Here is a 12,753-nt window from a genome sequence, read left to right as displayed (position 1 = left end):
CTTGGCGCGCCCCGCACCCGCGCCCCACTTTTTGTCGAAAAAGTGGGGCAAAACTCGGCCCGGAAGGAGCCGCTCGCTCTACGAGCGACCGGTCGCTACGGCGGGGGCGTGAGGGGGCACCCGCTCGCAAAAGCTCGCTAAGACCCCCCCGCCGCCCTTTCCGCCTCCGCTCCCTGCGTCACCTACGGGCCACGGGGAAAGACGAAAAGAAGGCTCGTCCAAAAACAGGTTAATGAAATGTTTTTGGACTCGAAGGTAGTTTGTCTACAGCTAGCTTTCCTGCGTCGCCGCAGTGCCGCAAAGCTCTTTCATAAGGTCGGCCACCGACATGATCCTGTCGACCATCCCGGCGAGGGCTCCGACGGTGTAAAGCTCGGGTTCTTTGCCCGGCTCGAAGCCCGCGGAACTCAGAAGGCCGTTGCAGATGCAGAAGAAGCGGTCGGGAAGCTCGCGGGCGGCGCATTTTCCGCCAAGCATCGCGTAGCCCTTGTCGCAGATCGTCTTTCTCATGCCGCGCAGGGTTTCGAGGAACATCGGGGAGTTGTTCAGTATCCTGAAGGGAAGGCCGCAAGGGCTTCCGGGCTGGGTTGCTATGAGGATGTCCTTCTCCTCGCACTCCACGACGGCCTTTTTAAAGCGCTCGGAAGCGCCGCTCTCTTCGGTGGCCAGAAAGCGCGTACCCATCTGGACCCCCGAAGCGCCCATCGCTATGTAGCGGACGATGTCTTCGTGGGTGAAGATGCCGCCCGCCGCGATTATCGGGAAGCCGCCGAATTCCTTCGCCACTTCGAGACATTCGGGAAGGATGTTTTCGAGGCGGGCTTCGGGGGAGAAGATCTCGTCCGTGGTTTTCCACCCGAGGTGTCCGCCCGCGAGCGGACCTTCGACAACCGCCGCGTCGGGAAGCCTGCCGAGCTTTTGCCATCTCTTGCAGATGATGCGAAGCGCCCTGCCCGAGGAGACGATGGGCACGAGGGCGGTTTTATTGCCGTTGGGGTGGTCGTTCGCAAGGGCGGGCAGAGCGAGGGGGAGGCCGGCTCCCGAGATTATCGCGTCCACGCCCGCGTCGAGGGAGCCGAGAACCGAATCCGCATAGGTGGATTCGAGGGCGACCATTATGTTTATCGCCACGGGCTCCCCGCCCTTTTTAGATTCGGCGACTTCGTGGGCGGCCGCTTCCCTCGTCGAGACCTTCCTGCCGAGGGCCTTTGAAACAAGCCGGTCCAGGGCGGCGCTCGATATCGTTCCGAGCCCGCCTTCGTGGGAGACCGCGCTGGCGAGCCTCGAAAGGGATATGCCGACGCCCATCCCGCCCTGAATAACCGGGCAGGGGCGAATGACGTCGCGAATCTTGAGTGAAGGTAACTGCATATATTATCCGGTGCTTAAAGTATTAAAACGGTATTCTATCATTTCAGTTTTTCGGGCTGTGGTCAAGCCTGCCCAACTCAAATATACCCGGTTTAACCGCCGAAAGAGAAAAATCCTGCTATATCATAATAAAAATCTTTTCAGGGGGCGCAAGCCGTCAAGATATTTTTAAGATTTAGGGGCGAATCGGCGAGGGGGATGCGGGCCGGGTCGAAGTTTTCAACGGCGAAGGCGAGCATTTCTTCAGGTGGAGCGGAGTCGAGACCCGGCGGCGGGGGATGGCCGAGGAAGGCCAGTGCGGAGGCGATGAGCCCGGAGCCCTTTTTACGGGGGTTTACGCCGTCAAGTAGAGACACGGCGCTTTCCCTCTTGGAGAGCTTTTGGCCCTCCGGCCCGAGAACCAGCGGCAGGTGCGCGTAGGAGGGGACCGGGAAACCGAGATATTTCTGGAGGAGAATCTGCCTCGGGGTGGAGGAGAGAAGGTCCGCCCCGCGCACCACCTGAGTCACTCCGGCGTCGTGGTCGTCTACAACGACGGCGAGCTGGTAGGCGAAGATTCCGTCACCCCTTTTCAGGACGAAGTCCCCGGAAACCCTTGAGAGGTCGTAAGCGATTTTCCCGCGCAAAAGATCGGTGAAGGATATTTCGCCGTCACCGGTGCAAACCCTCGTCGAGCGGGGGATTTTGCTCTCCCTTATTCCTCTCCGGCAAAAGCCGGGGTAGGGCGGCCCCTCCTCGCCGGGGTGTGGGGCGGAAGGGGCCGAGGCTATCTCGCTACGGGTGCAGCCGCAGGGGTAGGCGAGTCCCTTTTCGAGGAGCGAAAAAAGCGCCGCCTCGTACCTTTCGGTTCTCTTGCTCTGGTAGACTATCTCGCCGTCCCAGCAAAGGCCGAGCGCTTCGAGGGTGCGAAGGATGTCGCCGTCGCAGCCCTTTACCACCCTTTGCGTGTCTATATCCTCGATGCGCAGGAGCCACCGACCACCCCGTGAGCGGGCGAAGAGGTAGCTGCCGACTGCGGTGACGAGCGAGCCGAGATGGAGCGGGCCGGTGGGCGAGGGGGCGAAACGCCCCACGGCGAGCGTCGGGGAGAGAGTTGATGTCATGGGCAGAGGATAAACGATTGGCCGCCGGTTTTCCAGCCAAGGGCGGCGGCGGCCGGAGGGGACGAAAAAAATCCGTCGCAAAATGCTTGGCTAGTGAAAGCTAAGAAGGCATTATATGGCAAAAGTCAGAATCGACGTCAGCGCTTCTAAGGCAATCCTTTCCGGGGAAGACAGTGGAAAAGAAAGAAATTCCCGAAAAGCTCCTTGAGCTCTTCATACAGGCCGGCAAGATACCCCCGGTGAGATGGTTCGCGGGGATGGTATCCAACAACCGCGTGATACGGACCAAGGACGAGGTCGTGGACGCGGTTGCGAAGGGGGTGGTCAAGGGCTACTCCGAGAAGCGCCTCGACGCCGCCGTGGCCGCCCGCACCGCCAAGGCCTATCAGCTCGTCCACTTCCGCGCGCAGATAAAATCCCTCAAGAAAAAGATACTCGACGCGCCGCTGGAGGGGCATCCGGAGCGCCTCCACAGGCAAAGAAGGCTGCTCAAGCATTTCCAGAGCAAAATCAGCGAGCTGTCCGCCCTGAAGAACCCTCTGGAGATCATCGAATACCTTTCGAGCTACTACGCCGACGACATGGCGGCGGAGTTCGACCCCGCCTTTTTCCTGCTCTTCAAGCAGCTTTCCTACCGCTTCTTCCCAAACCTCGCCAGGAGCCTCCGCATCTCCGAGGCCAGGCCCGGCCTTGCCGAGGAGATAAAGGGCCTCACCGAGAAAGCCCCCGTAATTTTTCTCCCGAATCACCTCTCCAACGCGGACCACATCCCGATCTGCCTCGCGCTCAGCGCCTTCGGGCTGCCCCAGCCGAAGATCGCCGCCGGGGATAACCTGTTCCGCGGGGTCTCCGCGCTCGCCCTTCCGAGGCTCAACGCCTACAGGATACGGCGCGAATACATAGGCGAGGGCGGGTTTTTCAGGGAGATAAAGTGGTTCCAGAACCCGGTCTACAGGAAGGTCCACACGGAGTATTTGAAATACGGATGGAATCATAACGAGCCTTTGATGTTCTACCCGGAGGGAACCCGTTCGCGGGACGGCAGGATAGGAAAGCCGAAACTCGGCATAATGGCCGATATTTTCGCGTACGCGAGAGAAAACGGACGCTCGGTTTACCTTGTCCCGGTTTCGCTGGCCTATACGATAGTGCCCGAGGACAAGGACATCGAGGCGAGCCGCACGGGAAAGAACATTTCCCACAAGGACCTTCTCTCCCAGCTCGCCAGCCTCGACAAGCAGTACAAGGCCTATTCGCGTTCCGAGATAGACGTCCGTTTCGGCGCGCCGGTAGAGCTGACCTCCGAGAAGCAGTCGAGAGGGAAACTGGCCGAGGAACTTATGGCGATGGTCGCGGCGGGAGTGGTCATCACCCCGACCTACCGCCTCGCGGCGGCCATCTGCAAGTACAAGGACGGCCCCGGCGGCTCCAGCGTCTTCGCCGTAAGCGCCATAAGGGATATCTTCGCCGGAATCGGCGGAGAGACGGAAAAACTGGTCAAGGACGAGGAGATCGACGGGGCTCTTAACGACGCCCTCGGCATCTTCGCCATGCGCGGCTTTATCGCCCTTCAGGGTGAGAGTTGCGAAATACTGGACGAACCGCTCCTTCGCCAGTACGCCAACCGGATAGCCGCGAAACTGAAGTAACGCCCGCCTTCCCGGGGACAAGCCCCCGCGCAAAATAAAATCACCGCCGAGCCCCTTTTCGCCGCAACGCAGGGTATATTTTTAAAAAACCTAAACTCAGGTGACGAATTGTTTAACGATATTATCAGCGAGATACTGAAGACTTTTTCCGATTCCGGCCCCTGGCTGCTCTTCGGGTTTCTGGCGGCGGGGCTCATCTACGGATTTATTCCGGGGGATTTTGTCGCCTCCCACCTCGGGAGGGGAAGGTTCGCCCCCATCTTCAAGGCCGCCCTTTTCGGCGTCCCCCTTCCGGTCTGCTCCTGCGCGGTGGTGCCGACCGCCCTCGGGCTTCGGGCCAAGGGGGCGGGAAAGCCCGCGATACTCAGCTTCCTCGTCTCGACGCCGGAATCCGGCGTAGACTCGATACTGCTGACCAGCGCCCTGATGGATCCTCTGATGACCGTAGCGAGGCCCTTTTGCGCCTTCTTTTCGGCGGTGGTCGCGGGGGTTTCCGAGGCGGTGTTCGGAGAAAGGGAGGAGGAGGCGAAAGTGACAGAGGTTTCGCTCTCGACGGTGCGGGGGAAGAGCAACACCTTCTTCGGAATTCTGGCGGAGGGGGTTTCCTTCGCCTTCGGGCCTCTCTATCTGGGGATAGCTCCCTGGCTCTTCGGGGGACTGATACTGGCGGGCGTAATCACCGCCGTCATTCCGGAGGGTTTCTTTCTCGAATACGTGGGGACCGGCTTTCAGAGCCACCTTCTGATGCTGGCGGTCGGCATACCGATGTACATCTGCGCCAGCGCCTCCACCCCAGTCGCCGCCGCCATGATAGCGAAGGGGCTGAGCCCCGGAGCGGCCCTCGTCTTTCTGCTCGCCGGTCCGGCGACCAACGCCGCCTCGATAATGGCGCTCTCCAGGGTCTTCGGGAAGAAGACCACCGTCCGCTACCTTCTCTCCATAGGCGTTTCGGCCCTCCTGATGGGCTGGCTCCTCGACGCGGTTTACGCCGCGATGAAGATCAACCCCTCGGCCCGCATGGGGACCCTCACCGAAGCGCTGCCGGAGTGGGTCGGCGCTCTTTGCGCCGTTACTCTGGCGCTGGTCTGGTTTTACGGCGCTTACAAAAAGCGCTGTCTCTCCCGCCGGACCGCCTGATTCTCCCTCAGTTCACCGCCACGCCCCGAAACATAAAATACGCCGCCGCGACCAGGCAAAGACCGCTCCAGAGGTAATCCGTCCGCTACTGCTCCCCTGGTGTCCCGTGTGGCTAGTTCCTCCCGATTTGGCCGCCGCTTCATCCCGACCCGCGTCGTCGCTTATCGCCCGAAGAGAGCCCGCTATTCGGGCTCTTCGCTCCTGGCGGCTCGGGCGAATCGACGCCCAAATTGCCGGAAGCCACTAGCCGCACGGGACACTGAATAAAAAACCGAGAAGAGTCCGAAAACCACCATCGTTATCACCTCCTGCATCACTTTCAGCTGTGCGACGGTGTAATAGGAGTGGCCGAACCGGTTTGCGGGAACCTGCAAACAGTACTCGAAAAAGGCCACTCCCCAGCTCAGGAGGATGACCGCCACGAGGGGGGATTTTCTGAAATCCTTTAGGTGGCCGTACCAGGCGTAGGTCATGAAGATGTTGGAGAAAAAGAGGAGGACGAGGACTCCGTAGCGTTCCATGAGCGCTCCTTGCGTTGCGGGAGTTGTTCCGGCGCAGGATACACTCGTTTTCCGCCGTTGCCCACAGAGTTAGGGGTCTTCCGAAAACGTTGCGGGGAGTCCGGAGTTCAAGGTGACGCGGGCGACCCGCCTTCGCTAAGCTGCAACGGTGCGGGGAGGATGAGGCAGCACACTTGCTTTTTCATTTGGCTTTGGATTTTTGCGTCAGGCAACGATGCATGGCGAAAAAAGCCAAAGCCAAGACAGCCGGGGGAAAGAGCAGTTTTCGAGGATCAAGGCCGGTAGCCGATCGGTATCACCGCGTAGATACGGCGGTTTTTGGCCCTCCCGGCATCCGTGACGTTCGGCTCAAGGGGTCTCGCCTCTCCGTAGCCGATGACCTGGATGCGCTGCGGCGCTACCCCGTACCACTGGATGAGGCGGTTTGCGACGGCCAGGGCGCGCTTCTCGGAGAGCTTCCGGTTGTACCTTTCGCTGCCCACGTTGTCGGTGTGGCCTTCGATGAGGACGGTGACCTCGGGGGAAGCGACGAGAAGTTCGGCCACCGCCGCTATCTCCTGCCGGTACTCGTCCTTGATGTCCGCCTTGCCGGTGTCGAAATGCACCTTCAACTCGATGGACGAGGTGGGCACGGAGACGTACGGGTCTTCCGTCACTATTCTCACCGGCTCCGGCGCGGGAAGGACGGTAAGCGGCGGATTGATTCCGGTTACGACGATATTTGGCGCGGGCATAATCGCCACCGGGGGGTTTACGACGGTTGCGGAAATTTCCGGCGAAGGCAAAATCGCCACCTCTGGGTTTTCAGCCAGCGCGACGATTTCGGGCGAGGGGAGAATCGTAACCGGCTGGGTTTCCACGGCCGCTGTGATTTCGACTGCCGGGAGGATCTCCACCGGCGGGTTCGCGGCGACCAGCGTTATCCGCTCGCCCGTGCCGCCGCAGACCTTCGCCTCTTCGCCCGCGTCAAATCCCGGTCTTACCGGCCACTTCACGCGGAGCTTCAGGAAAACCCCTTCCCGTTCGATGTTTTCGCCGGTGAGGTCGTTGTCGAAGGAGTCGAAGGACCAGCCTGCGGTCAGCCAGATGTTCTTGTCCACGCGGTACCCCGCCTCTACCTGTCCGCCCTGTTCGACGGCCGAGACGGAGGGGCTTCTGAGTATTCTGTATTTTCCGCCCAGATCGAAGCGGTCGCCGAGGTCGCGGGTGACGCCGAGGCTGACAAGATCGGTATAAGTGTCCACACGAAGGTCGCTGACAGCCTTGCCCGCCCACTTGGCGCTGAGTATAGTCTTTGCGTTCGCCTGATAATTTCCCGCGAGGCTGGCGATGTAGTTTTCAGCCTCGTAATCGTTGTCTGCGCCGTCGCCGGTTTCCAGGCGGTATTCTATCCGGGCGAGGCCGTTCAGGCGGTCGCCGGAAAGCGGCCTTCTGGCGAGCCCGAGCCGCACTCTTCTTTCCCGAAAATCGCTCTCTCTTGTGGAGTCTTCAAAGTACCTGCCGTCGGCGAGGAGGGAGAGGTCGCTCGTGAGCTTTCTCGTTATCCCCAGTTCGCAAAGGAGGGAATTTTTACCCGAGCTGGAGGTCTGGGTGAGGAATTCGCTCCGGGCCGTTATCCTCTGGCGTTCGCTGGGCACGTATTCGACGGCGGCGGTGAGGGCGAGAGTGTCGGGGTCTTCCGAACCTTCGCCTCTGGTGGCCGTAAACTGCTGCTCGGCCGAGAAATCGCCCGAAAGCCCTTCCGCGAGGAGGAGGCGGTTGCGAAGGCCGAGAACCTCTACGTTTCTCGTGGCGGACTGGCCGTTCTCCATCCTGTTTTCGTTGTAGGCCACGGTGTTTTCGGTAATCTTCGATTCGGCGCCGAAGACGGTGCGGACGTAGTCGTCGCTGTCCGTCACCTGATACTCGGAGCGCAGGTAGAGCCGGTTGCTGTCGTCGATGCGGTAGTCCGCGCCAACTCCGGTGAGGTTGTTTTTCTTCGAGGTTATGTCTTCTTTGTGGGAGGCGCTGACGGAAATGTTTTCTCCGAGCCTCGTCTCCGCGAAGATGCGGGCTGCGGTGGATTCTTCGGGGGTCTGGACGCTTATGTCGAAGGGCTCGCGGGTCTTCGTGCTTGCCGAGGGGACCTTCCTGTCGTCCGATTCCTCGTGGGAAAGCTCGATACCGGCTTTCGCCGGGCCGAAAGTCTTTTCGCCGCCCGCCGAGACTCCCCAGTGGCTCATGTCGTTGAGGTTGTCTTCCTCGTTGAAGTATTCGCCGGTGAGCTTAACCGTTTCGGAAGCCTGCACGGAGCCATCGACGCCGTATTTGACCGTTCCGCGGCTCACTCCGGTCGCCGAGGGGTTGTTGAACTTCTCGCCGATCTCGCGGTAGTAGGCCGTTACCCCGGTCTTTCGCGAGGGGCTTGATTTCAGTTCCACGTCGAGCGCCGAGCCGTCCGCGGGCTGGAGGACGCCCCCGTCGTCGAGCGCGGAATGGGTCTTCGCGCTCTCGACCTTCAGGGTGGTTTCGTAGGGGAGTTTGACGGTGAGGTCCGCCCCGAGAAGCTCGAAATCCTCGAACTGCTGCTCTTCGGAGAGGGCGGTCAGGCCGAGTTCGAGCCAGCCGAAGGGAGAGTAGGAAGCCCTGCCGCCGGTAACGGCGAATTCCCTGGGTCCGCCCTCGCTCTCGTAGGTGACGATTATGTAAATCGGGTTGAGATCCGCGTCGATGCTGGGCACCGGCCGCAGGAACATTATCGTGCCGAGGTTGTAGTCGATTCTGTAGTCGGTGAAGCGCGTAAGGGTTTTGCTCTTTAACACCGAATCGGTTCTGTCGCGGTCTCTTGTCTCTATTACCACCCGCTCGCTTCCGGTTACGACGGGCGAGCGCGAGAGGAAGTAGTAGCCGGAGACGCCCTTCGCCCGCATCTTGTCGATCGCCTGGGTCCTGTCTGTCAGGCTGTAAAAGCCGTAGAGTCCGAATTTGCCCGTTTGCCCCTCGATCTCGGCTCCCGTAAGGGTTCGGGTATAAGCCGAGAGGCGGTTTTGTGTGAGCGCGGTCTCGTAGTCGCCGTAAAGGGCGTGGTTCTTTCCCTTGTCCAGCCTCACGAAGAGCTTGCCGGCGGATCTCGCCTCGCTGGAATTCTCCGATTCGTCGCCGTAGGCCGGGTAATCTTCTTCGGTGTCCTTCCCCTCGCCGCCGGTGGAGAAAAAGCCGTCCTCCGCCTTGTCCGAATCGTAGGAGGCGGTGAGCAGAACGTCGTCCAGAATCTTGCCTTGCGCGAAGAAGGCCCCTCTGCCGCCGGTGTCGAAATCGCCCCTGCTTTCGCCGGGGGTCAGGGAAAGCTCGCCGTAGCCGACGATCAGCATCTCGCGAAGGTTCGGCGAGAAGTAGGTTTCGGCGGTTCCGGTTGCGTCTCCCGCCCTTGCCGTTACGGTTCCCCTGCCGGTCGCGGAGGGGGCCCTGATCGTGAAGGAGGCTGTGCCTCCGGTGCATTTCACCTGATGGCCCGCGCTTGCTTTGTCGGAGTCCTCTTCGACTATCGTCCCCGCGCTCGCTTCCAAGGTTATGTGGGTGTCTACGGGAACCCGAAGGCCGGAAGCGTCCAGAAGGACGAGGATCGCCTTCACTTCGGATTTTCCGTCGGCCGGAACCTCCGGGGGGTCGAGGGAGATGCGTATCGAAGCCGCCTTGCCTATGGCCTTGACGGTTATCCTGCGTGAGTTGCCGGGCTTTCCCGTGGGCCGCATTTCAAAGGCCTCGATGACGTTCTCGCTGCCTTCGGAAAGGGGCACGTTCAGGTATTCGAGCACCCTGAAACGGCGCGCCTCGACGTTCATTCGTTTTGAAATGCGCGATTCCCCCACCGCCACGCCGTTTACCGCGAGGACGAGGGGGGCGTTTGAGTCGCCCTTGACGAGAATCGTCACCTGCCCGCCGAATATCTCCTCGCCCTCTTTCGGGGAGAGGATTTCGAGGCCGCGCTCCATCGCGGCAACCCGTTTTTCAATGGGCTCGTCCGCCCCGGCCTTGACCTCTTCCTTTACGCCCTTCGGAGTTTCAGGCTCCGTGGAACCTTTCAGTTCGCCGGGAAGGGAAGCTATCTTTGCGGTTTCATTTTTGCCCGCCGTAGCTTCGGTCTTTCCCGCAGAGGGTTCCGAGGCTTTCAGCTCTTCGAGGAGACTGGACTTCGCCGGGGTTTCCTTTTCGCAGGCGTAAAGGCCGAAGTTGGCCTTGGCGAGATCGCCGTAAAAGATCTCGACGAACTGCGATTCGGCGTCGCCCATGAATCTTGAGCCGACCGGGGACGGGCAAAACCCCTCGGGGATGGTGGTCTTGTCCAGCAGGAGGACGTGGGTTCCGGCGGTTACTCTGGGTATCGAGTAGAGGCCGTTTTCGTCGGTGACGACCTTCCGGCCGTCCTCCATGTAGATGGCGATTTGTCCGAAGCCGCGTTCGCCTTCGCCGGCAAGCGTGTCGCAGTCTTTGTCCTCGAAGACCTTGCCGATAATCGTTCCCTTCGATGTGAAGACGCCTTCGGAGATGTTTACTCCCGAGGTAGAGGTGTTGGCGACGGCGGGAATTCCGCCCACCGTGCCGCCTGCCGTCGCCTTGTTAACCGCCCTGCCGGTTTTTGCTCCGGCTCCGGCGACGGTGACGTAGTCGAGAGTAATTTTCTGATCCACGGCCAGATCGCCGAGGTCCCAGACAAGGGTGCGCGACTCGTCGGCGGCGGGATCGGCCACGTCGGCCCCGTCGAGGCGGGAGGTCCCCTTCTTGTAATGAATTCCCTTCGGCAGAACGTCGGTCACGCTCGCGGCCGTCACCGGCAGGCCGGAGAGGTTTTCCACGGTGACCGTGTACCTGATTACGTCGCCGATGGAGGCAAAAGTGCGGTTGGCCTTTTTCTCGACGACGAGATCCGGGGGGTTCGCCGGATCGATGGGAATGTCGAAGCCCAGCGAGCTTCTCACCGAAAGGGAGAAACTCCTTCCCTTCGAGGCCGGGACTACCCTGTAGAGGCTTCGCATGAGCCCTTCGGGAACGGCGGAGGGGAACTGGTACCTGCGCCCGCCTTCGACCTCTACCCGGTACTCTCCGGGGGGCAGGTCGGGGAAGGAGAAGACGCCGTCTTCCTTCGTCAGGAAGGGGTTCTGCCACCCGGCGGGCACGGCGACGGGGAGGTTGTCCGCGTCGAGCAGGGTAACCTCTACGCCTGCAACCGGGCTCAGGGTGCCGGAGTCGAAGACCACTCCGTTGGGATTTATCCACACCGTCGCCACGGTGACCGGGCTGTCGTCCAGCGGATCTGTGTAGGTCGCCGTGAAGGTGAGGTTGCGGGGCGCGGTGAAGACGCCGTCGCCGGAAGGCGTTGCGATTCCGGTGGAGTCCATGCACCCGTAAAAGGTTCCTGCGTTCAAGCCCTCTTCGATAAGGGTAAGAGTTTCAACGTCGCCCGAGGAGGCGGAGCCGAGAATAGCGGTAACCGAGTCGCTTACGAGCGGCGAGTTGTTGCGGTCAGGGTCGCTGACCCGGAGGCATACGGTGTCTCCGATCTCGTAAAAGAGCACCGGAGCGCCGGTGGTGTCGGTGAAGGTGAGAACCGCGCCGGTTCTCGCGAGCGCAGTGACGCTGGCGGTTGCGGAAAGTTCGTCGGTCATGGAGCCCGAGACGGTTGCGGTGGTGTCGATGAGGGTACCGGCGGGGGTTGCCCTGTCGAGGAGAAGGACGACGCTAAGCACCGCCGTTTCGCCGGGATCGAGCGAGCCCAGGTCCCAAACCAGCTTCCCCCCCGCTCCTTCCGGAGCGAAGACCGCCTCGCCGTCGGCGGAGACGAAATGGGTAAAGGAGGGCAGGGAGCTTGTGAGAGTCAGATCGCCCGTCGGCACTACCCCGGAATTCGTGACTTCCATTTTGAGTCTGATGGTCCCGCCTACCGGTACGGCGGGGCTTTCCGGGGTATTGGTCAGGGTGAAGGCGGGGGGGTTGACCACGGTCGATTCGACGGTATTCGAGTTTACCGGGATCGTCGTGTCGGACCTTGCGGTCGCGACGTTGGTTATCTTTGAACCTGCGACAGCCGCGCCATTGGCCGTTACGGCGAAGACGAGCAAACCCGTTTCGCCCGGCGCGACCTCGTCGATTCTCCAGCTGAGTGAGCCGGGATTTACGGTGAGTCCCGCTCCGGTTGCGGAACCGGAGAGGTAGGAAGTCCCGGCGGGGAAAGTGTCTGTTACCGTTACGCCTGAGGCGGTATCGTTGCCGGTGTTGGCAAAGCGCAGGGTGTAGAGAAGCGTTCCGCCCGGAACAACCGTGGCGTCGTCCACTTCCTTGGTGATGGAGAGATTAGGCCCGACGCCGACCTTGGCCACCGTCGAAGCCGTTGCGGCTCTGGCGGTGTTTGTCGCCGCTATCGTGGCGGTGTTGATGATGAGGGACCGGGAAGAGATGTCAAGCGCCGCCCTCGCGGCGTAGTCGGAGGGTGTTTTCACCCTCGTCTGCACGGTGACAAAGCCCCCGGAACCGGCCGGTAAGTCGCCGAGCGCCCAGGATACCTGGCCTCCGGCGGTTATAGAGGGGTCGTAGACGCCGCCGCCCGAGTTGCCCAGGTAAATAAGGAACTCGCTCAGGTCGAGGGTGAGTGAGCAATTCCTGGCGGCGTCGTTGCCTTCGTTTTGAAACGTTATTGTGAGGGCGAAGTTCTCGCCCATGTTGACGGGGTTTGAACTTACCGAGATTCCGATGGTCAATACCGGCAGGGAGGTTACCGAAGAGACCGCGCCGGGGCTTACCTCGGAGGGACGCCAGTTTGAGTTCGCGTCCTTGTAAGAGACCGCGGCCTTGTTGATAATCTCCGTTCCCGCGGGCGCAGAGGCGCAAGGAGCCGTCTGCGGTCCTCCGAAGAGGACCGCAGCGGCAACTACGAGCGCACCTAACGCTTTTAAGCCAAACCCGCGGAAGTTCAACTTATATATTTCCCGTCAATTCCTT

6 protein-coding genes are annotated in these 12,753 nt (G+C 61.0%); 2 read left to right on the top strand and 4 right to left on the bottom strand.

The annotated features are described in order from the left end of the window. Positions 1–270 precede the first annotated feature (270 nt). Both EPN96_09280 and EPN96_09275 read right to left on the bottom strand, forming a co-directional pair. Positions 271–1,371, bottom strand: a complete 1,101-nt coding sequence (locus EPN96_09280; protein ID TAL16473.1) for a nitronate monooxygenase — start codon at positions 1,369–1,371, stop codon at positions 271–273. Positions 1,372–1,511: 140 nt separating this feature from the next. Beyond that, positions 1,512–2,474 (bottom strand): tRNA glutamyl-Q(34) synthetase GluQRS, encoded by a 963-nt coding sequence (locus EPN96_09275; protein TAL16472.1) that lies wholly within the window; start codon positions 2,472–2,474, stop codon positions 1,512–1,514. 173 nt (positions 2,475–2,647) lie between these two features. On the opposite strand from EPN96_09275, the gene EPN96_09270 reads away from it, so the two are divergent. Together EPN96_09270 and EPN96_09265 are read left to right on the top strand one after the other, a co-directional pair. Beyond that, a complete protein-coding gene (locus tag EPN96_09270) occupies positions 2,648–4,123 on the top strand; it encodes a hypothetical protein (protein TAL16471.1) in 1,476 nt (491 codons plus the stop codon). Positions 4,124–4,162: 39 nt separating this feature from the next. Then, positions 4,163–5,260: a permease gene (locus EPN96_09265; GenBank protein ID TAL16470.1), complete on the top strand. Its 1,098-nt coding sequence runs from the start codon at positions 4,163–4,165 to the stop codon at positions 5,258–5,260. A gap of 182 nt (positions 5,261–5,442) precedes the next feature. Here EPN96_09265 and EPN96_09260 read toward each other — a convergent pair whose 3' ends face one another. Both EPN96_09260 and EPN96_09255 read right to left on the bottom strand, forming a co-directional pair. Beyond that, a complete protein-coding gene (locus EPN96_09260) occupies positions 5,443–5,781 on the bottom strand; it encodes a hypothetical protein (GenBank protein ID TAL16469.1) in 339 nt (112 codons plus the stop codon). Positions 5,782–6,053: 272 nt separating this feature from the next. Continuing rightward, entirely contained in the window at positions 6,054–12,728 is a 6,675-nt protein-coding gene (locus EPN96_09255) for a DUF11 domain-containing protein (protein ID TAL16468.1), read from the bottom strand. Positions 12,729–12,753: the final 25 nt, after the last annotated feature.

It is taken from the genome of bacterium (assembly GCA_004322275.1).
In the GTDB taxonomy this organism is placed as follows: Bacteria; Desulfobacterota; Deferrisomatia; order Deferrisomatales; family BM512; genus SCTA01.
This window is presented reverse-complemented; position numbering and strand designations above follow the sequence as displayed.

Bases quoted from the DNA above. Each gene is read 5' to 3' on its own strand.
- EPN96_09275 (TAL16472.1), bottom strand. From the start codon at position 2,474: ATGACATCAACTCTCTCCCCGACGCTCGCCGTGGGGCGTTTCGCCCCC.
- EPN96_09280 (TAL16473.1), bottom strand. From the start codon at position 1,371: ATGCAGTTACCTTCACTCAAGATTCGCGACGTCATTCGCCCCTGCCCG.
- EPN96_09260 (TAL16469.1), bottom strand. From the start codon at position 5,781: ATGGAACGCTACGGAGTCCTCGTCCTCCTCTTTTTCTCCAACATCTTC.